Source organism: Mesonia profundi, assembly GCF_031085155.1.
GTDB classification, from domain to species: domain Bacteria; phylum Bacteroidota; class Bacteroidia; order Flavobacteriales; family Flavobacteriaceae; genus Mesonia; species Mesonia profundi.
Window position 1 is genome coordinate 13,617 of sequence record NZ_JAVHUL010000036.1, and the last position, 19,507, is coordinate 33,123.

At 35.3% G+C, this 19,507-nt stretch carries 19 protein-coding genes and 1 pseudogene; 5 read left to right on the forward strand and 15 right to left on the reverse strand.

Features of this window, described 5'->3' with window-relative positions:
- Positions 1-10: 10 nt before the first annotated feature.
- The 3 genes from RBU60_RS11810 to RBU60_RS11820 all read right to left on the reverse strand — a co-directional run bounded on the left by RBU60_RS11810 (position 11) and on the right by RBU60_RS11820 (position 3,235).
- A complete protein-coding gene (locus tag RBU60_RS11810; RefSeq protein ID WP_308865257.1) occupies positions 11-2,023 on the reverse strand; it encodes a tetratricopeptide repeat-containing sensor histidine kinase in 2,013 nt (670 codons plus the stop codon).
- A gap of 91 nt (positions 2,024-2,114) precedes the next feature.
- Positions 2,115-2,306: a hypothetical protein gene (locus RBU60_RS11815; protein ID WP_308865258.1), complete on the reverse strand. Its 192-nt coding sequence runs from the start codon at positions 2,304-2,306 to the stop codon at positions 2,115-2,117.
- Between the two features lie 236 nt (positions 2,307-2,542).
- Positions 2,543-3,235 (reverse strand): LytR/AlgR family response regulator transcription factor, encoded by a 693-nt coding sequence (locus RBU60_RS11820; protein ID WP_308865259.1) that lies wholly within the window; start codon positions 3,233-3,235, stop codon positions 2,543-2,545.
- Between the two features lie 139 nt (positions 3,236-3,374).
- Here RBU60_RS11820 and RBU60_RS11825 point away from each other — a divergent pair, with 139 nt between their 5' ends.
- The gene (locus RBU60_RS11825) at positions 3,375-4,217 is read left to right on the forward strand and encodes an RteC domain-containing protein (RefSeq protein WP_308865260.1); all 843 of its coding nucleotides are present in this window, start codon (positions 3,375-3,377) and stop codon (positions 4,215-4,217) included.
- A gap of 13 nt (positions 4,218-4,230) precedes the next feature.
- Here the strand turns inward: RBU60_RS11825 and RBU60_RS11830 are convergent.
- Positions 4,231-4,560, reverse strand: a pseudogene (locus RBU60_RS11830) (endonuclease domain-containing protein); the annotation flags it as partial.
- A 486-nt stretch (positions 4,561-5,046) separates the two neighbouring features.
- On the opposite strand from RBU60_RS11830, the gene RBU60_RS11835 reads away from it, so the two are divergent.
- Genes RBU60_RS11835 through RBU60_RS11850 form a run of 4 tightly spaced genes read left to right on the forward strand, consistent with a single transcriptional unit; the run spans position 5,047 to position 6,599 of the window.
- Complete coding sequence (locus RBU60_RS11835) at positions 5,047-5,802, forward strand: hypothetical protein (protein ID WP_308865261.1); 756 nt, start codon at positions 5,047-5,049, stop codon at positions 5,800-5,802.
- Entirely contained in the window at positions 5,802-6,197 is a 396-nt protein-coding gene (locus RBU60_RS11840) for a DUF5675 family protein (protein ID WP_308865262.1), read from the forward strand. Before RBU60_RS11835 ends, RBU60_RS11840 begins: the two co-directional genes overlap by 1 nt.
- 11 nt (positions 6,198-6,208) lie before the next feature.
- Entirely contained in the window at positions 6,209-6,439 is a 231-nt protein-coding gene (locus tag RBU60_RS11845; protein WP_308865263.1) for a hypothetical protein, read from the forward strand.
- The gene (locus RBU60_RS11850; RefSeq protein ID WP_308865264.1) at positions 6,426-6,599 is read left to right on the forward strand and encodes a hypothetical protein; all 174 of its coding nucleotides are present in this window, start codon (positions 6,426-6,428) and stop codon (positions 6,597-6,599) included. Before RBU60_RS11845 ends, RBU60_RS11850 begins: the two co-directional genes overlap by 14 nt.
- A 1,322-nt stretch (positions 6,600-7,921) precedes the next feature.
- Here RBU60_RS11850 and nagB read toward each other — a convergent pair.
- The 11 genes from nagB to RBU60_RS11905 all read right to left on the reverse strand — a co-directional run bounded on the left by nagB (position 7,922) and on the right by RBU60_RS11905 (position 19,453).
- Entirely contained in the window at positions 7,922-8,701 is a 780-nt protein-coding gene (gene nagB, locus RBU60_RS11855) for a glucosamine-6-phosphate deaminase (RefSeq protein ID WP_308865265.1), read from the reverse strand.
- Between the two features lie 342 nt (positions 8,702-9,043).
- Entirely contained in the window at positions 9,044-10,174 is a 1,131-nt protein-coding gene (locus RBU60_RS11860) for a glycosyltransferase family 4 protein (protein WP_308865266.1), read from the reverse strand.
- Between the two features lie 146 nt (positions 10,175-10,320).
- Positions 10,321-11,082 (reverse strand): glycosyltransferase family 2 protein, encoded by a 762-nt coding sequence (locus tag RBU60_RS11865; protein WP_308865267.1) that lies wholly within the window; start codon positions 11,080-11,082, stop codon positions 10,321-10,323.
- Between the two features lie 3 nt (positions 11,083-11,085).
- A complete protein-coding gene (locus RBU60_RS11870) occupies positions 11,086-12,369 on the reverse strand; it encodes a phenylacetate--CoA ligase family protein (RefSeq protein WP_308865268.1) in 1,284 nt (427 codons plus the stop codon).
- Positions 12,366-13,394 (reverse strand): CapA family protein, encoded by a 1,029-nt coding sequence (locus RBU60_RS11875; protein WP_308865269.1) that lies wholly within the window; start codon positions 13,392-13,394, stop codon positions 12,366-12,368. Before RBU60_RS11875 ends, RBU60_RS11870 begins: the two co-directional genes overlap by 4 nt.
- Before the next feature lie 402 nt (positions 13,395-13,796).
- Positions 13,797-14,318 (reverse strand): acyltransferase, encoded by a 522-nt coding sequence (locus tag RBU60_RS11880; protein ID WP_308865270.1) that lies wholly within the window; start codon positions 14,316-14,318, stop codon positions 13,797-13,799.
- Positions 14,308-15,462 (reverse strand): glycosyltransferase family 4 protein, encoded by a 1,155-nt coding sequence (locus tag RBU60_RS11885; RefSeq protein ID WP_308865271.1) that lies wholly within the window; start codon positions 15,460-15,462, stop codon positions 14,308-14,310. Before RBU60_RS11885 ends, RBU60_RS11880 begins: the two co-directional genes overlap by 11 nt.
- A 69-nt stretch (positions 15,463-15,531) precedes the next feature.
- Complete coding sequence (locus RBU60_RS11890) at positions 15,532-16,728, reverse strand: O-antigen ligase family protein (RefSeq protein ID WP_308865272.1); 1,197 nt, start codon at positions 16,726-16,728, stop codon at positions 15,532-15,534.
- Between the two features lie 37 nt (positions 16,729-16,765).
- A complete protein-coding gene (locus tag RBU60_RS11895) occupies positions 16,766-17,995 on the reverse strand; it encodes an MATE family efflux transporter (RefSeq protein ID WP_308865273.1) in 1,230 nt (409 codons plus the stop codon).
- A gap of 22 nt (positions 17,996-18,017) precedes the next feature.
- Complete coding sequence (locus tag RBU60_RS11900) at positions 18,018-18,608, reverse strand: acyltransferase (RefSeq protein WP_308865274.1); 591 nt, start codon at positions 18,606-18,608, stop codon at positions 18,018-18,020.
- 14 nt (positions 18,609-18,622) lie between these two features.
- The gene (locus RBU60_RS11905; RefSeq protein ID WP_308865275.1) at positions 18,623-19,453 is read right to left on the reverse strand and encodes an NAD-dependent epimerase/dehydratase family protein; all 831 of its coding nucleotides are present in this window, start codon (positions 19,451-19,453) and stop codon (positions 18,623-18,625) included.
- Positions 19,454-19,507 lie beyond the last annotated feature (54 nt).

Consider the following 19,507-nt stretch of genomic DNA (forward strand, 5'->3'; position numbering starts at 1 on the left):
TTGTATTTAATTAATTGGAGGGATTTTTGGATTTCCAACTTTTCATATCTAAGCGAATCACATAACAAGTCCCTTTTCTGAGCTTGCTCTTTAATTGTAGTTTTCCATCCATTTGTTGTATTCTACTTTTTATATTTTGGATTCCGATGCCTTCTTGCTTAGATTCCAAATTAAATCCTTTTCCATTATCGCACACTTCTAAGTAAAGCTCATTTTTACGCACACTTAATTGGTAATTGACATGGGTAGCTTGCGCATGTTTTAAGATATTTTGTAACATCTCTTCCATGATGGCATAGAGATGCTTTTTTACTTTCTGGGGAATGTCTCCTTCTTTTAAAAATTTAGGTTCTTTAAGTTGGTATGTAAAGTTACCTAGCCTCGCTTTTTTTCTCAGTAAATTTTCTACTTCTTGATAAAAAGAATACCCTGGGGGATCTTTTTTTAAATGGTGTGAAACTTCTCGAATTTCTTTTTCGATCTCCTTTAAAGCTTTGAGGTATAAACGATGTTCTTCTTGTGCTTCACTAGTACCTCCTAAGGTCAACAACCCCCAACTTAATCGCACCCCAAATAATTTACTTAATATTCCATCATGTAAATCTTCGGCAATGCGGTAACGTTCGTCTTCTCGTTCTTGTTGAAGTTCTTGTTCTTTCTGTTGGATTCGTTTCAGTTTTTTGTACTTACTTCTTTGTCTTAACAAAATATACACCAACAGCCCTATTACCCCTACCCCAAGTAGAATGAACAAAAGTATTCTCTTTTGACGGGTTAATTGAAGACTCCTTTCTTGGTATTGTTGTGTTTTGAATTGCACTTTTGCCACGTTGTTTCGTTGCTGGCGTAATCTTCTTTGATGCTTGCTTTGTAGGACATGCCATAAATTGAGGTAATGGGCACCGTGAGAAGGATCTATGTTTACTAACCATTCTAACGCAGCCAAACTTTCTCTTCTTAATTCGATCCTTTCGGCTTCATCATAGGCTTCCTGCGCATAACAAATAGCACTTAGCGTATCTCCTTTAGAGGCATACCATTCTGAAATATGTAATTTACTTATAATCACTCCTGCTGTATTCCCTAAACGCTCTCGAAGTTGTAGAGAATGCCAAAATTCTTTTTCGTAAGCTTTTTCTTTCTGGGCTAGAAACTGACTATACGCCCGGTTATCTATTAATCTAGCATATAAAGCAGGCTGCTTATTTTTAATGTTTTTATTTGTTAGGGCTTTATTGTAATAGACGATGGCTTTTTCATAGGCTTCCTGTCGATGCCATAACAAACCTATATTGTTATAGCCCGCTTCTTGAAGTAATGAGTTGGTATTCTTAGGCAAAGATTCAAGTGCCAATTGGTAATAATGATGAGCTTGTTTAAAGCCTTCTAAGTCTTCATATATAATAGCAAGTTGGGTATAGCATCGGTAGATCTGTTTTATTTTTTTTGCTTTTAAGAAATACGGCAAAGCTTTATAAACATAAGCCTCACTCGCTTCATAATCTTTTAACCGCCCTTTTATAAAAGCCATATTGTACCACATTTTCGCTTCATAATACGCATGCCTCTTTTGAGAAAAACCTCTACGAGCTTCTGCATAGTGATAGAAGGCTTGAGCGTAATTTTCGTGGCTAAGGTAAAAAGCCCCAAAGTTCCAATGCGCATCGGCGATTGCCATGGTGTCTGCTGTTAATTTTGCTTCTGCAAGTGCGCTATGATTGAGACGCCTGAATTGAATGGAATCTTTTAAATAATAAGCCTGGTAAGCGATTCCATTTAATTTTTCTTGTTTAATCGCAGAAGGTGCTAAAAAATGAGCATAAACTGCGGCTCGATCGAGGGCTTCTCTTCTCTTGGCAAGGGAATTATTGTTGTTCTGAGCTAGCCGCAACTGCTTTTCTACACGGTGCAGGTGCTCCTTTGGGGAAGCTTGTTTCTTAAAAAAGACAAAGAAAATACCTAGGAATAAACACAAGGCTACCCCTAAATATACACAAAGGTTATTTTTTATTTTTATGAACATCTATGAAAACTGGCCCTACTAAAATAAAGAAAAGCTTTTGGTTTTCGCCAAAAACTTTTCTTTATTAAATGATTTCAAATTTAAATTCTACTTAGCCATCTTTCTCATTATCTGGCTCCTGACTTTGATCATCTCCTGTATCTGGTGTTGTATTGGGGTCTTGGGGGGACTCATTTCCTATGTTATCTCCCGCTGAAAAAGTTTCAGGGATGCGTTCGGGAGTACAGGAGTTGCTAGCTCCCAAAATCAATATTCCGATAAAAATTTTCTGTGTGTTGTTCATGTTTGTGGTGTTAAGAATGAATACTACTTTTCTACGCCCTCCTGTATGGAAGACTATTCTTAATTGCGCGCACAATCAATTCATATATAAGCCGAAGTTAGCTTCAATAACAGCTTGTCAAATAGAAATAGAGGCTTGTTTAGTGACAGGCATACTCCCAGAAGTGAACGATAACTTTTTGAGGGTGTGTACCCCTATGTCTCCCTAAAGGGGGATTTGATTGGGGGTGGCTGTGACTAGTAGGATTCTTTTTTTAGGCATTCATTAAGGGCTTGCATACTGGCACGATAGCTTTTTGAAAAAGGAAGTGGGTGATTATGTCCCTTCACTTCACAAGTTTGCTTTCCAAAATGGATTCTACATATTTTAGAGGCATTGACCATATAGCTTTTGTGGATTCTGAGGAAGTTAGAGGGCAGTCTATTTTGGTAGGTTTTCAAGGTTTTAAAACCATAGATTCTCTGCTTTTTACGCAGGTAGAATTCGGTAGTATTATTATCGGCTTTTAGAAAAAGGATATCTGTTAGTAATATATACCTATAATCCTGATAGGAGCGTATTCTAATTTTATCCCTTACCTGTCTTCCTATTTTTTGCAAACAGTTTTTAAGTTCAAGGTCTTGTAAAGGATAGGATAAAAAGTGGAAGAGCTGGAGTTTCACTACGGTATAGGCCTGTACTTTATGAGGAGAAATTAGGATGATATAAGACGAGGAGTAAGCTCGTTGAAGTGCATAAAGGTTTTCTATTGCTGGCAGTTCTTCTATAATCTCCACACACAGGAAGTGAGTATCAAAAGGGATATAATCTACTGCTTCTCCTAGATTATCCAGGCTTAGTATTTCTAAGAAAACATTTACTCGTAAAAGCGCTTGACGCAAGCTACTCCAATCTCTTTCTTTTTTAGCAATCAATACACAACTACGCATCAGTCATAAATTCTCTTACAAATATAGGAGCTAGTAAAGATGATGTAGCTAAGGTTTTTACGTACTAAAAAGAAGGATTCTGCTTACTCCCCTAACTCTCCATTTCCTTATTTTCATTTTCATCTTAAATCTATATTTTATGGAGGCCTATAAAAAATTACTTTCTAAACTAGAAGAAGAGTTTGATCACTTAGAAACGGAGATTGATGATGCTCTTATGCGTGCCGAAAAAGGGATGGGACTTGGTAAGCAATATATCAATCAAATGAGAGGATTGGTTATTGACAGGGACTTTAACAACGAACAAGAAGAATGCTTCTTTTTTAAAAGTATTAAACCCCAAGCCGTAAGCAAGCTTATTTACTATATTAAACTTTTCAGTATAGAAAGTAAGCGCCCTCGTAGCAGTAAGAAAGCTAAAAAAAGATACTTACAACTAGAAATTGATAAGCTACAAAATTACTTTAATGAAAATCTAGAGTTTTATCATTACTATCGACGCGGTTCTGTAAACTTAGACCATCATTTCTTTTTGAGGAGGAAAGCGAATTTTCGCTTACATCCCGACAGCATACATTTTGTTACCGACGCTCAATTTTCTACCAGTCATGACAGTTCTGTCGCTACGATTATTGCCTATGATATGCTAATCGTCTATTTGCAAAAAGAAATAGAGCATATACTCTATCAGCAAAATGTTGTCCCTTTAAAAGTTAAAAAATCAATACCCACAGCCAAATGGTCCCACAATAAAGTTGATCTCATAGAGCTCATTTATGCTTTACATACTACAGGAGCCATAAATGGAGGCGCTGCGAGTATTAATGAAATCGCTCTTTTGTTTGAACGGGTGTTCTCTATCGAATTGGGAGATTATTACCGTACTTTTTTGGAATTGCGTTCTCGTAAAATTAATCAGCTTAAATTTCTAGACCTTCTCAAATCTTCCCTATATCAACGAATGCTTGCGGCTGATGAGTAACTCTAGCCTCTCGTCATCCCCTTGCTTCCCCTGAAGAGGGATGTTGTTTGGGGATGATTTCATATTCATTTGCCCCCCTATGTCCCCCTAAAGGGGGATGTTGTTGGAGGTTATTTTCATATTGTTTTTTATTTCTTTTGAGTACGGTTTGGATGGAGTTCAAAACTTGGTTATTCGTGAATCGGATAATGGTTAAATCTTGAGATTCTAAAAGTTGGGTTCTTTTCCTATCTCTTATTATTTGCTTCTTGTTATTATGGTAAGCTCCATCTACCTCAATGACTAATTTTAGATGGTGACAATAGAAATCGACAATGAACCAATGGATGAGATGTTGCCTTCTAAACCTATAAGCCTTCTACGTTTTTATTTTTTAAGTACTTCCATAAAAAAAATTCTGAAGGAGTCGCGTTTTTGCGTAAAATTCTTGCCTTCTCAAATGAACTCGGAGGTGCTCCTTTAAACATGCTTTGACTATGATACAAGTTCTTATACCCCATAAGTCAATTTACTGCTTTTATAGGTATGGAGCAAGTACACTCCCCCTCGCTCCACCTAAAGGGGGATGTTGTTTGGGGATGATTTCATGTTCGTTTACCCCCTATGTCCCCCTAAAGGGGGATTTTTTTGAAGTTGTTTTCATGTTACTGCTTAAAAGTGTTAAAATTTCGAATAAAAACACCCCACTTGGGGGAATCTTGTGTTTTTAAGTTCTTTAGTCTCCCCAGTTTTGTAAGGTAAACTTTTTGAAGATGCATCTCGATAGCTTACCGTGCTAGTGGAATGAGCCGATAAAAATCATTCTTTTCACATTTTAAATTTTATTATTATGGCCCAACAATCAGGTATTATCAAATTAAAAGGAACCCTAGGAGGGATCTCTTTTTACAAGACCAGCGATGGCTATTTAGCCCGCGAAAAAGGAGGCGTGAGTGCGCAACGCATCGCTACCGATCCTGCATTTCAACGAACCCGCGAAAACAATGCTGAATTTTCTACCGCAGGAAAAGCGGGTAAACTTGTTCGAAATTCGATACAAGTGTTGTTACAAACCGCTAGAGATAAGCGTTGTGTAGCTCGTTTAACCCGCAGTTTATTGGCAGTAGTCAAAACCGATGAGGTAAATGCTCGTGGCGAACGAAAAGTTCAAGATGGCAACATGCAGCTTATCAATGGCTTTGAGTTTAACCAAAACGGAAAGTTAGGCTCTACCTTTTTTACGCCTTTTGTCAGTGCTTTAGACCGCACTACGGGAGAACTTAGCGTAGACATAGATGCCTACCAAGCAGCAGTAAGAATTGCTGCCCCAAGAGGAACTACCCATTACCGGTTAAATTTTGCCGGAGTAGAACTGGATTTCGAAGAACGAAATTTTAATTTTTCTATGGAGCAAACGGCTATTCTACCGCACACGAGTGTCGAACAAGTCGCCAGCAGCCTCACTGCCACTTTAACCGCCAACACGACCTTACCGGTGTTAGGTGTATTGGGCATCGAATTTTTTCAGGAGGTCAATGCAGAGATGTATCCCCTAAAAAATGGCGCTTTTAATGCGTTGGCGGTGATTAAAATCGATCAGGTGTAATGGAGCTGGTTTTAAAGCGAAGTTACTATCCAGAAGGCTGCAATGGCATTCTCCTTTTAAAAGGAAAAAAGATTTGCCATAGCATTGAACTCCCGTGGCGACAGAACCTAAAGTCAAGATCTTGCGTTCCCGAAGGAACCTACGGCTTGCAACTTAGGTTTAGTCCGCGGTTTAAATGGCACCTCCAGCTACTGGAAGTTCCAGAAAGAGCACTCATCCTCATCCACCCGGCCAATGATGCCCAACGCGAATTACGCGGCTGCATCGCTCCGGTAAAAAGGCTTAGCGGCCCAGGTAGAGGCTTAGACTCTAGAATTGCTTTTCAGCAACTGAAACAATTGGTTTATCCCGTGTTACAGCGAAGAGAAGCGGTACACTTAATTATTAACTCTTAATTCAAATACGTATGAAAATCATAGAAAGAGCGAAAGCGCCCACGCCAAAATTTTTTAAGTGGCTGCGCACTATAGGATTGGGCTTAGCGGCTGTAGGCGGCGCTATACTAACGGCTCCCATAGCCTTACCCACCTTACTCACTAGCCTTGGCGGTTATTTTGCCGTAGCCGGTGGTATTTTAAGTGGTGTAAGTCAGGTGACCGTAGAGGACAAAAAAGAGAAGCCTCATGAAGCATCTTGATTTGTCTTTTTGTGGAACTGTAGGAGGCACTGTAATGAGTGTACTTCCCATCCTGAATTCTCAGGAGATTATGAGAACGATAGCCCTAGCCGTCATTGGCGCGGTGGTGAGTTATATCGTAAGCTTTATCATTAAAGCGTATTTAAATAAGAAAGAGTAAGTCGTTAAGACTGAAGTTGTATAAAGGCTGTCTGTATAAGGCAGTCTTTTTTTTGTTTGCTTTGTTGAAGTGGGAAGTGAGATATTAGAACATAGATACTAGAGTCTAGAACCTAGACCAAAGACTTTTAGACCCACGACGCTTAGACTAAAAAAAGTGAAAAATGGGCTTCGATACAATTTTCTTTCGAGAATCACTCAGCACTTCGATACAAATTCCTTGCAGGAATTCACTCAGTGACCGTTTTGAGTAGTGAAAAAATAGAACCACGACGTTTAGACCCACGACGCTTAGACTAAACAAAGTAAAAAGTAGGCTTCGATACACCTCGAAACTTCGGGGCTCGCGAAAATCACTCAGCCACCTTTTTAGTATGGAGTAGTTAGAGGTGAGAGGTGAGACGGGAGAAAATAGAATCAAGACGTTTAGAAACAGGACTGTTGGAATCAGGACTTTTAGACCCACGACGCTTAGACTAAAAAAAGTTTTCGAATTTGATTTCATTTTCAATTCCTCATCCCATCCCTAGCTCCGCCCGCGCCGGTCGGACGGGCCTTCCCCGAGGGAAGGGAACTTGTTAGGTATTTTAAGTGAATCAATTACTCTCTAAAAAGAAGAGATGTAACGCTAAGTGTAAAAGTGAAAACAAAAACATTAAAGTAAGTAAACCCGGCCTATCGAAAGTTGCGCGTAAAATTGGCAGTGTAGTAAGCGTAAAAATTTTAGGCTGTTTGAGCCCGATGAAAATCGGGAGAGTTCCTAAAATTTAGCTTACAAACCTACAATTTAGCGCTGGTTTCGTAAGCCTAGATCTTTTTGTTACTTTTTCCAGCGATGGGAAAAAGTAAAGAATATATATAGCACCTTAATGATTGTCGACTAACAATACATATACATTAAAAGTTAGAAGTGAGGCTTCGATACATCCCGAAAATTCGGGGCTTGCGAAAATCACTCAGCCACCTTTTTGTTTAGATAGTAATCTTAGAAGTGAAACCTAAAAAGCTGGTCTCGAGTTAAAAAAGAAAGGTTAATTACCAACTTTAATAAAGATTGGAGGTTTTTGAATGATGCTATATAAATGTGATCGCTTCATGTCATGCTGAGCCTTTCGACTAGGCTCAAGACAGGCTTCGTAGCGGAGTGAAGCCCGCCTCTGGACGGGCAGGCATCTTCCCGTTATGAAACTGACAGATTTCTCGACTTAACTTGCGGTCGCTCGGAATGACACTCGCTTCCTGTCATACGTCTAGTTTCTAGTCTCTATATTCTAATCTCTCCTACGTCCTACGTCTTACCGTCTTAAGTCTCTTTTCTCAATACTATATAATCTCCCCCGCCGCTTCATGGTCTAACACATACTCTACTTGGGCTAAGCTTTGTAGAAACGAAGCTGGGACTTCTGGAGTGATTTCCCCCTGAAGCGCCTTACTCACAATTTCTGATTTGCGTTCCCCTAAGGCCAATAGTAGAATCCTTTTAGCTTGGCGGATGGTATTTACGCCCATGCTTACCGCCTGCTGAGGGACTTGGTCTAAACCACCAAAATCTGCTTGGGCGTCTTCTCGGGTAACCGCATGTAAATTGACTAAACGCGTGGCAGAATCAAAGGAGGAGCCGGGTTCGTTGAAGCCGATATGACCGTTGCGACCAATGCCCAACAATTGCAGGTCTAGGCCTCCAAAACTGGCGATTTTATCTTCGAATTCTTTGCAGTAGTCAAGAATATCCTCTGTCTCACAACGCGTATGGGGAATGTGGATGTGCTGCGGCTTTATATTAACATGCTTAAACAAATGTTCCTGCATAAAATAGGTATAGCTCTGCTCATCTTCTGGGTAAATGGGATAGTACTCATCTAAATTAAAACTCACTACATTGGCAAAGCTTAAGCCTTCGTTTTGATGCAAGCGAACCAATTCTTGATACACCCTTTTAGGCGTATTTCCCGTCGCCAGACCCAATACCGCCAACTTACCCTGCTTTTGCTGCTGGGTGATCAATGCTGCTATTTGCTGGGCTACGTAGATAGAGGCTTGCGTCGCATTAGCAAATAAGTTAAGTATGCGATCTTTAGAAGGCTTGTGGGAATTTGTTGACATGGTAATTAAGAATTTTTATTTTAAATAATTTTTTGATTGTTTTAAAACGGCCTACCTATAATAAGAAATGAATGTCTTAAATCCTAAAGCTAAGCGAGCATTCTTTAGACTCCTTGGTTCTTGAACTTACCTGTTATCCTTCCGGAAGCCTTGAAAGTTTCTGAATCTCATTTCGCGATGGTGAAGGTTATAAGAGGGCGAGACGCTAAAGTGAGTTCAGCCTGCCAAAGCAAGAGGCATTTGAATTCGAAAATGTGCCGATTTAAAAATTTGATGATGTGATATTCGATTCTTGTCTCTTCATTCTATTTCTTAAAACTTATCTCCTAATAACGCTCACCACTATTTTTTAAACAGCTCTTTTCGTTTTCCAGTTCTTCGTTTCAGCACATCAAAAGCTGCGGCCGCCAATAGAAAGATCACGATCATAGCCATGGTCAATCCGAAGTTATGCAGAAACTGACTCAGTGCCATATAAAGTGCGATCACCAATATGTTTATTCCCCCCAACAAGAAGCTGGCTTGTTTATGGGTGCGACCACTATCCAGCAATACGTGATGCATATGATTGCGATCGGCTTCAAAAGGTGTCTTTCCGCTTCTTAAACGAATGATTATTACCCTTAGGGTATCAAAAATAGGAATAAATAAGACCGCCAAAGCAAAAAGCAACCTGTTTTGGGCGACAAAACCTTGTTGCACCAGCGAGTCAAAAGGTTCCATCGTTAAAATTTTCAAACTTAAAAAAGCCATCATATATCCCATCACCAAGCTGCCGCCGTCTCCCATAAACATTTTTCTACCGCCCTTGGAAAGGTTAAACCTAAGAAAAGCAGCTAAAATTCCAGCGACCGTAAGACTGACCAATATAAAATAAGGATGATCGGTAACATAAAAGACCATAGCATAAGAAAGGGAAATAATAATCCCAGCGACACTAGCCAAACCATCTATACCATCGATAAGGTTATAAGCGTTTACCAAAGCCACCACAATAAGTCCTTTTATAGCATAGCCTATTACTGGCGGAATCGCATAAACCCCCCAAAATCCATAAAGGTTGGTGAGTTGTAATTCTGGAGAAAAAATGATAAAAGCTGCGGCAAATAGCTGACTCATAAACTTAAGTTTGGCTGAAGAAATGACCAGGTCGTCTTTTAACCCTGCTAAAAATAAAAAAGTAATGCCTATGATTAAGTGATTCCCGGTAGGACTGGTTCGCAACGCTTGTAGTAAACTCAAAATAAGGATCAAGACCAGAAAAAAGGCAACTCCCCCAAAAGGAGGAACAGCATCTTTGTGCGAGCTACGCTCATTCACCTCTTTCATCAGGTTTTTTTCCCGGCTTACCCAAAGTACTTTTGGCGTAAAATACCATGTTAAAACAAAAGCCAGTAAAAACACACCACTGACAAAAAACAGATAATACCTTTGGAATAAATCCAACAGAATTTCCTGATCTAATATATTCATAATGAGTAAGTTTTTGGTGGGTGGCTTCGAGTCCCTCAGCCACCGGGTATTGTATTTCTTAAGCTTTCTCGGGAAAATCTCGGAAGCCTGAGCGATTTGAAGGCTGCCTTTTGCCCGACGATAATATTTATTTGTAGCCCAAAAAGCTATCTATTTATATAATATTTTTTAAAACCATTAAAGGCCCAATGGAAAAAATAATAGGAAGATTTTACAACGCCGAAGCCTTCCACATCCCGGTATATCTTCCATACATAAGGAATTAGTTTTCTTTTGCTCCTGGAAACAGAATCTTTACGCATTCTGTAAATTGCCAGTGGTTTTTGAATTCCATACGCGTAATCCACTTCTTTCAAAATGCTTAGCCATAATCCCCAATCTTGCCTTTTATTCATTATAGGCATATAAAACTTACCTATGCTCCTAATGTCTATAAATGCGGTGAGACACGGGATGGGACAGGCTTTTAAGAGTTGCAGGTAATTGACCTTCTCTGGGACGATAAAATCACTTATTAATGGTTGCAGTTCTTCATCATATCTTTTGTAGGATGAAAAAACAAATTCATAATTGTTTTCCAGGCAAGTATTTATAGATGTTTCCAAGAATTTTGGAAACCAAATATCATCGGCATCCAAAAACGTAATAAAATCGCCTTTTGCTGCCTCAATGCCTTTATTCCTAGTAATTGCCGGACCAGAATTTTCTTCGTTTTTAATAAGATGAATACGCGCATCCTTTGCTTGAATTTTTTCTATGATAGCCACGGAATTATCTGTAGAACCATCATCTATTAAAAATAGTTCCCAATTCGCATAGGTTTGGTCCTGAATCGACTTTATTGTTTCCGAAATAAATTTTTCGGAATTATGAACTGGGGTGATTATAGAGATCAAGTGTTTTTCCATTAATTAATCAATAGTAGTTATAAAATCTTTTAACTTTCCTTCCTTACTATGAAGGCTTACACCAAAGTTTATTTCAAACTCAACATCATCTTTAAAGTATTTCTTTAGCTCTTGTTCTACAAAAGATTTCGTAGCTGGTTTATTTTGTTCTATATTTAAAACGATTGTACCCGGTTTATGCTGAACTGCTTGATAATTAAGAACCACATTATGTTCCATAGCTAGGTTTTTAAACACATAATAAAAAGATAAACTTGGGTATTTACTATTTTTACCGATTACCATTTTCCCTACTCTTCCCAAAACGTTTTTAATAACCGGATGGGATCTACCACATATGCATTTAAAATTAGAATCTTCCAATTCGATGCTATCTCCCAATTTATACCTAATTATAGGGAAAGATTTTGACAATAAATTAGTGACGAGTATTTCTCCATTTTCTTCCTCAACAATTACATTCTCCATGGCAATATGCATATTACCTTGAGGACACTCAAATGCAATAAGACCAGACTCAGCCGCTCCATACTCATTTATTATTTTAAGACCGAATGCTTTTTGTACCTCAGGTTGATAACTATCATAAACTTTTTCTGAAGTACCTTTTATCATTTTTAAATTATGAGAAACTTTTAAATTGAGACTATTAATCGTTTTGGCAATTTCATAAATCATAGAAGAGTAACCATGAAGATATTTAGCTCCCTTTAAGTTTACAGCAAACTCTTTTATATCATTATCACTATATGAAAAAAGCCGGAACCGGTTTTGCAACTTGTCCAACAATTTAATCTTAAGCGCTTTTTTAGGATTAATATTATAACCCCAAAGATACCCATTCTTATCCCAGGGCTTTACCTCATACCAGCTATACCCTCTAAACATCGCTGCGCGATTGTGCGAATCCCATTCCTCGTTTTTTAAAAAACTTAGCGCTTGTCCAGAAGTACCGGAACTCTCGGAATGTATTAATTTTTTAAAAACAAAATTTGATTGAATGCTACTTTTATTTTCAATTAAATCCCGTTTAGAAATGGATGGTATTTTTTTTAATACATCAAGACTATTGAAACTTGAGGGTTCAAACTTGTTTTCTTTAAATACTTTACGATAGAATTCAGAATGCTTATCTGCGAATTCTAATAAGGATTTACACTTTTTTAGCTGGTAATCAAGCAGTTTTTCTTTAGACCAGAAATCTGTCTTTTCTAAAAATCTATAATAGCTGTCAAGAGAAGGATTTCTCTGTTTAGTTCCAATTTTATATATTGATTTCAAAATCATTTTTTACTTATTCTTCTTTTTCCAAAATCCATTAAGATCTCCAATAAATCTTTCTTTCTATATTTGAAAATTGAATTAAAAATATATTTATAATTAGATTTTCTATACTTACTAATTTCATTAAATACACTTTGATAATATACTTCATTTTCCACCTCATGGGAAGTAAGCGAGTTTAAAAAGGGAAAAGAAAATTGTTCCGGAACTTTATTTTCACTAATAATCTGAGGCCAGTAATCTTCACCTTTTACTATATAGTCATAGTCAATTTTAGGTTTTTCGCTAGATAAATCCACATTCACAATACAGGAATATTTGGTAGCAGTTGCAGGCATATTAAAAACAAAATTTCCCAAAGAATAGAAAATGTACTTATTTTTATACACCTCAAAACCTTGTAGAACATGCGGGTGTAATCCTATAATTAAATCAAAGCCCAAGTCTATCAGCCAATGTCCAAATTTCTTTTGGTCACCGTATGGTTTATTAATGAATTCATTTCCCCAATGAATGTAAGCAATTTTAAAATCGTTATCTTTAATGGATAGAAATTCCTCTTCAATTTGCTTATATTCTGGATCATACCAATAACTGGGGTTATCAGAAAACTTTTCATCTCTTTGAGAAAATGAGAGTATCCCAATACTTTTAGATTGATGACTAATCGTTATAGATTTATTCTTATTGGAACCGACACTTTTTACAGATAGACTGTCTAGATTAGCAATCATATCTTTATATGCTTCCGCTCCATGCTGCATCACATGATTATTAGCAATATTATAAATATCTAAATGATGAATATGTTTCACATTACTAGGCGAAATACGAAATTGTTTGGAATATATACTAGACTTATTCGATAAATCGGATATTACACATTCCATATTCCCAAACCATAAATCTTCTACATCTCTGTTTAAATTTTGAAAAGGATCTTTTCCTTTTTTTAACTCCGACCCTATTCCAAAACCTGTGTCAAAAAAACCGTCTGACAAGTTTATATCTCCAACTATTCTAAGCATAACTTTGTTTTTTTACATTAAGTTTCACAAATTAATATTTTTGTAAAAATTAATTTTGATTTCTATTGAACAAGAGTATTCACACTTTTTTCAGTAATTTTATCTTATTTTAATCAACAATCTATTACAAATTTAATACGGTTTTGTCTAGCGAGTGTTAGCAATAACAAACAATTTATTAAGTTTGCGAGAAGAGTTTTCTCATCGAAAGCAGTATTTTCTTTCTTGCCTAAGCAAAAGCAAAAGCAAAATAAACATAATCCTTACTACCAAAAAATAATTAATAGAGGATATTCTTGTTTATATTTGATGTTAAGTTTTAAAATCCTAAAAACTTTTCAAACTATAAATTTTAAGAATCTACGGATCTGTATAATAATTGTTTTTTTACAACATCATCAGCTAGAAGGTTTTCTTAACTTTTCCTATTCTTTTTGCTGGAACACCACCATATATTAATCGTTCTTCGGTTAAAATTGCTCCTAAAACGGCTCCTGCTGCTAATACGGAATATTTCGGAAGAATACTTCCCGAAAGAATAGAGCAATTTGCACCAATCCAAGATCCCCGTTTTATTACAACCGGACCTAAGGTAATGCCAGGAGCATTTCGAAATGAATAACCGTCAAACTGATGGTTTGAGCCACTAATAACAGTATTAGGACCTATAATGACTTCATCTTCTAAAGATATATCGTTGCCAATTATAACAACATTATGAGAAATCCTAACACCTTTTCCAACCTTTAACCCAGAAAGCACAGTTATGACGACACTAGAACTAACTTCAAAATCACCATGATATTCTTCCATCATAAAAGAGTACAACCAACCTCTGAATCGTCTAAAAACGGGATGATTGGGCATCCAAATGGTTATAAGGCGTATAAACCACGAATATAATATTGATAATTTAGTCTTCATCAAATATCTGTTTTACAAAATTAGCAATAGTGTAATTTTTTATCTTCGTAAAAGAATTTATACGTAAGAAATTAAACAATTTTCTATTCCTTCCAAGTTCATTCATTTTGTCTAAGAATAGTTTAGGATTATTAAACTCCGCAAATAATATATCTTCACCATCCTGGAATATATTAGGCAAACTTCCTACTGGCGTACTAATAACCACCAAACCATTCGCCATTGCCTCCAAAATCACCCTTGGTGAACCCTCAGATAAACTGCCAAATAAAAAAACATCACTTGTACGTAATAATGAATTTATTTGATCTCTATCATCAATACGTCCTATAAATGCAACATTGGAGATTTTTTCTAATTTTACAATATTTTTCAATTCATCTTCGAACTCCCCAGAGCCGATTAGATTAAATTGACTTTGTGGATGTTCTTTTTGATACATTCCAAATGCTCTAATTATAGTCTCTACACCCTTAGCCGATCTTAAATTACCCAAATATATAAATTTGGCAACATTAGGGGCATAGTTTTTAGATTCTTCAAAAAAGAAATCCTTCTCTGTTAAGGTGGAAGAAATTAAAGGAATTGCATTTATACTCCTTTTTTTAAGCTTATCTGCTATATGATGTCCATTAGTATAGACTTTAGCATCTTTAGCGGCCAAGGTATACAGGAAATTTTCTGGCCTAAATAAATTTAGTAATATCTTCTTCTTTAGCTTACTGAAATTTGGATTATTTCTGGTTGTATCAGTAGGATCTCCAACATAATGAACTATACGTTTCGAATCTTTACCATATAATTTCTGTAACCATCCAAAAGGAACTGGATAACGAGAATAGTATGTGTTAATATCTTTTAGTCGTCTATATGCTATTAAATATTTAGGAAAATATTTGATAGCATGAAAATAACTGGCTATTTCTGGCAGCTCATAAACTGATACTGCATTAAATAAATTATTTAAACTTTTATAAGTAGTTATTTCATTATTATTCAAAACCTTACAGGGCGATAACAATATAACACTATCATAATAATTAACTATTTCATTTAGATATATTAAATGCGTAAAAGGAATAAAGTATTCTTTATCTTTTTTCTGAACAGACCATGCGTGAATTAAAAGGATTTTATTTTTCATTTTTAAAAATTAATTTTTTATATGTTACACAACAAATATTTATTGTAATCAATTCAACACCATCTACTTTTATTTCTTTAATTTAAGGATTAAAAGATCTTTTTTAGAATGATTTATACATTTTGAAGATTTCTCAAAATAAATGACTATTGATAATATGATAACAGTGATAGCATTAAAAAAACCATTAATAACGAATAAGTATATGGTTAATGCCCAGAAACTATTTACGGCCATAAAATATATAGGCTCAGGACTTTTTAATTTTAATAAATAAAGATGAATATAATATAGAAAAATAATAAAAATAATAAAACCTAAAAGTCCATTTTCACTCATTATTTGTAAATAATTATTATGAGTAGCTTTTTCTTCAATAGCTCCAAAATTATTTGTACCAATTCCAATAAAAGGATTATCTAAGAAGTAACCCCAACTCCTATTAATAAAATTCAGTCTTTCAGTTGCGGAATTACTTGATGCTGTATTTTGATTTAATAAGTCTGTTAATTCAGTTTCAAAACCTGATAAATCAATATATTCTGATGAAACAATAAGGTATACAGGAATTAATAATGCTATCCCTATTTTTAAGATGCTACCCAACCTAAGTTTTTTGCTAGAATAAAAAAGAAAAGTTATAAAGTAAGAACCCAACGTTGCTAAAATGATTCCTTTTGATTGAACATAAATAGCAGAGAACAAATGAATAATTAAAGATGCTGCCGCTATAATTTTCCATATTAAATTCATTTTAAAGTTCTTAAAAAACCAAACTACGAACGGAGTTGTTAATGCTAGATAAAATGATAATTGGTTTTTTCCTGATTCTGATACCTGTTCTGCATCAACCACAAAAAATGAGGCGTTGTATATAAACAGTGATCTAAATATTAATGCGGTTAGAATAAGTCCAGAACTAAGTATCAACCACTTCAAAAAGAAATTAATACCATATTTGAAAATAAAAAAAGAATAAAGTTTAATTGTAATCAACAATAAAATAAGTTTAAACTCGTAAAAAAAATCTCCTGTAGGTCTTAAACTTCGTGTTAAATCTAATAATGAAATAATGATGAAAAAAAGAAAAACATAATAAATACTTTTTTCCATATTCCCTACTTTAATTTTAAATAAGCTTTTAAAATTAAGAGCGCCGAGAATTAGAAGCGATATGTGCGTTAAAGGAATACTTGCAAATCTAAATTCACTAATCATTAATAGTGGTATAGTAATCACAGTAAGTAGCCATAATATCTTTTGCATTCTACGCTAATTGAAATAATATTAAATATATGTAAGTCTACCTTTTTTGTTTTCTAGAAATATGTTTTTCATAGATATTTAAAATATTTACGAATTCAAATAAACTTCCTTTAATAAAGAAAGATATAAATATGCCGCACGCAATAAAAGATAAACTTGTCGCAATAGATGCTCCTATTAATCCGTACTGTGGAATTAGTATAAAATTTAATCCCACATTAACTATTATACCAACTGCAAGGGCAAAATATAAAGGCTTCCAATTATTCACTGATGCTAAATAACGACTGATTAACTTAAAATAAACCATACCTTGGTTTCCAATTAACAAAATGATCACGGGAATAAAAACAACTTGATAAGTTTCTGAATACAATAAACTTAAAATGAAATGTCCTAAAACCAGAAAACCTAAAATTGATAAAATATTAAAAACAAATACAATTTGAGCATAGTAATTCATTTCTTTTAAAACCTCTTCTTTTTTATATACTTTTCCTATCTTTAAGAATCTAGGATATAATAAGTTTCCGGCAGAATCTGGCAAAACCCATACCATTTTTGAAATACTACTTGCAACAAAGAAAAAAGCAACCATTTCCATTTCTCCATAAAATGAAAGTATATAAACCGTGGCTGCATAAAGAGTCAAGGATAAAACCTTATTCAAAATACTTTTAATTCCATAAAAAAAATAAGATATGTTTTTAAAAATATCTTTAGTAAAACGAACAGTTGAAACTGTAAAATATTTAAAACCGGTAATTATTAAAACCAAAATTGAAATTAAAGCATATAAATTTAAAGTCTCATAAATTTCAAAGTTCAGACTTAATAAATACACACTTCCAAAAACTATTACCAACGCTAAGGGTTTAAGTAAGCCTAATAAATTAAACCATAAATACTGCTCTTGATAATGAAAATAAGATTTAAAAACGCTCAAAACTGATAAAGAAATAATACTTACAAATAGAGGCCCGTAATAGCTTAAATCTAAACCAAAGAAAAATAATATGCCAAAAGATAAAAGAAAAACAATAAGATAAATTATAAAATTTTTACCCATATTATCTTCATACTTCTGTCCCAGTTTTGCGTGATATAAAATTGAAGAGTCCAAGCCTAAAACGAAAAACATTCCTAGATAACCAATATCTGTCAACCATCTAGCTAATATACCATAATCCTCTGTTGTTAAAATATGTGTTGTTAGAGTTTGAAAAGCAAAAGTTGCTATTGTTGCCATAAAACTAAAAACAGCCATAGAAGAGAGATTTTTCAACATATTAAAAACGTCTTGTTTCTTCTTGAATATTAGTTTTGACTATTTTGGCGGGATTACCTGCAGCAATAGAATTAGGAGGAACATCTTTGGTAACTACAGCATTAGAAGCTACTATGGAGTTTTCCCCTATCTTAACTCCTTTTGTGACTCGTGAATATTGTCCTAACCATACATTATTTCCTATAGATATTGCTTTAGAAGTTCCGTATTTCCAGGACCATAACTCTGTACTCCATCCAGATTGAATCATTTTTTTTCTGTCATCGGGATGAGTAGGGTGATGGTTCGTGTCTGAAATAATAACATTATCTGCAAAAATAACATTGGTTCCAATTTTTATTTCTTTTGCACAAAATATTTTACAACCTGTTCTTATACTTGTATTACTGCCAATTTTAATAACACCATCATTTTTAGACTGTAATAGACCGAACATAAGAACATTATTGGAAATTATTATATTTTTCCTTTTAGTATTGATAATTTTTGATTTCCTATTGAAAATAATATTGTTACCAAGTACAGCTTTATTTTTAAACTGGTTTTTTTGATAACTAATAATAGCCCAACGTATAAATTTTTTAATGAACATAACAGATTATTATTTTATAAATTCTCCCAATACCAAGCTACGGCCTCTTCAATCCCAGCCTCTATTTTAAACTTCGGGTCGTAGCCCAACTTTTCCTTAGCTTTTTCTATAGAAGCCAACGAATGCGGGATATCACCGGCGCGGTTGGGGCCGTGTTTAATTTCGATTTCGGCAATCTTGGCATCGTGTTTAGCCAAATACTTTTTAAGCAATTGGGTAAGTTCCAGTAAATTGGTGCGGTCGCCTACCGCCGTGTTGTACACCTGGTTTACGGCTTCCTTATTTTCAGAAGTCAGCGCTAAAAGGTTCATCTGGATAACATTGTCTATATAGGTGAAATCACGGGAATAGGTGCCATCGCCGTTAATTACCGGGCTTTCGTGGTTCATCAATTGAATCACAAATTTTGGGATTACCGCGGCATAAGCCCCATTGGGATCTTGCTTTCGGCCAAATACATTAAAGTAGCGCAAGCCAATAGTATTTAAGCCATACGCATCTTTAAAAATGTCGGCGTAGAGCTCATTTACATATTTGGTGATGGCATAGGGCGACAAGGGTTTTCCAATTACATGCTCTACCTTGGGCAGGTTTTCTGAATCGCCATAGGTAGAGGAGCTTGCGGCATATACAAAGCGCTTCACTTCCGCATCGCGGGCAGCCACGAGCATATTCAAGAACCCAGAGGTATTTACGTCATTGGTGGTAATAGGATCATTTATAGATCGGGGCACCGAGCCTAAAGCAGCTTCGTGCAACACATAATCCTGGTCTTTACACGCCTTGTGACAAGTGTCTAAATCGCGAATATCCCCTTCAATTGGTAATTTCCTACAAAAAGGCATATTGTGGTTTCATTATTAAGTTTATTAGTAACTTAAAGAGATCCTTTCCTCGAT

Bases quoted from the DNA above. Each gene is read 5' to 3' on its own strand.
- RBU60_RS11840 (WP_308865262.1), top strand. From the start codon at position 5,802: ATGGAGCTGGTTTTAAAGCGAAGTTACTATCCAGAAGGCTGCAATGGC.
- RBU60_RS11865 (WP_308865267.1), bottom strand. From the start codon at position 11,082: ATGGAAAAACACTTGATCTCTATAATCACCCCAGTTCATAATTCCGAA.
- RBU60_RS11905 (WP_308865275.1), bottom strand. From the start codon at position 19,453: ATGCCTTTTTGTAGGAAATTACCAATTGAAGGGGATATTCGCGATTTA.
- RBU60_RS11870 (WP_308865268.1), bottom strand. From the start codon at position 12,369: ATGATTTTGAAATCAATATATAAAATTGGAACTAAACAGAGAAATCCT.
- RBU60_RS11900 (WP_308865274.1), bottom strand. From the start codon at position 18,608: ATGTTCATTAAAAAATTTATACGTTGGGCTATTATTAGTTATCAAAAA.
- RBU60_RS11860 (WP_308865266.1), bottom strand. From the start codon at position 10,174: ATGAATATATTAGATCAGGAAATTCTGTTGGATTTATTCCAAAGGTAT.
- RBU60_RS11845 (WP_308865263.1), top strand. From the start codon at position 6,209: ATGAAAATCATAGAAAGAGCGAAAGCGCCCACGCCAAAATTTTTTAAG.
- RBU60_RS11890 (WP_308865272.1), bottom strand. From the start codon at position 16,728: ATGCAAAAGATATTATGGCTACTTACTGTGATTACTATACCACTATTA.
- RBU60_RS11850 (WP_308865264.1), top strand. From the start codon at position 6,426: ATGAAGCATCTTGATTTGTCTTTTTGTGGAACTGTAGGAGGCACTGTA.
- RBU60_RS11835 (WP_308865261.1), top strand. From the start codon at position 5,047: ATGGCCCAACAATCAGGTATTATCAAATTAAAAGGAACCCTAGGAGGG.
- RBU60_RS11825 (WP_308865260.1), top strand. From the start codon at position 3,375: ATGGAGGCCTATAAAAAATTACTTTCTAAACTAGAAGAAGAGTTTGAT.
- RBU60_RS11885 (WP_308865271.1), bottom strand. From the start codon at position 15,462: ATGAAAAATAAAATCCTTTTAATTCACGCATGGTCTGTTCAGAAAAAA.
- RBU60_RS11815 (WP_308865258.1), bottom strand. From the start codon at position 2,306: ATGAACAACACACAGAAAATTTTTATCGGAATATTGATTTTGGGAGCT.
- RBU60_RS11820 (WP_308865259.1), bottom strand. From the start codon at position 3,235: ATGCGTAGTTGTGTATTGATTGCTAAAAAAGAAAGAGATTGGAGTAGC.
- nagB (WP_308865265.1), bottom strand. From the start codon at position 8,701: ATGTCAACAAATTCCCACAAGCCTTCTAAAGATCGCATACTTAACTTA.
- RBU60_RS11810 (WP_308865257.1), bottom strand. From the start codon at position 2,023: ATGTTCATAAAAATAAAAAATAACCTTTGTGTATATTTAGGGGTAGCC.
- RBU60_RS11875 (WP_308865269.1), bottom strand. From the start codon at position 13,394: ATGCTTAGAATAGTTGGAGATATAAACTTGTCAGACGGTTTTTTTGAC.
- RBU60_RS11895 (WP_308865273.1), bottom strand. From the start codon at position 17,995: ATGGCTGTTTTTAGTTTTATGGCAACAATAGCAACTTTTGCTTTTCAA.
- RBU60_RS11880 (WP_308865270.1), bottom strand. From the start codon at position 14,318: ATGAAGACTAAATTATCAATATTATATTCGTGGTTTATACGCCTTATA.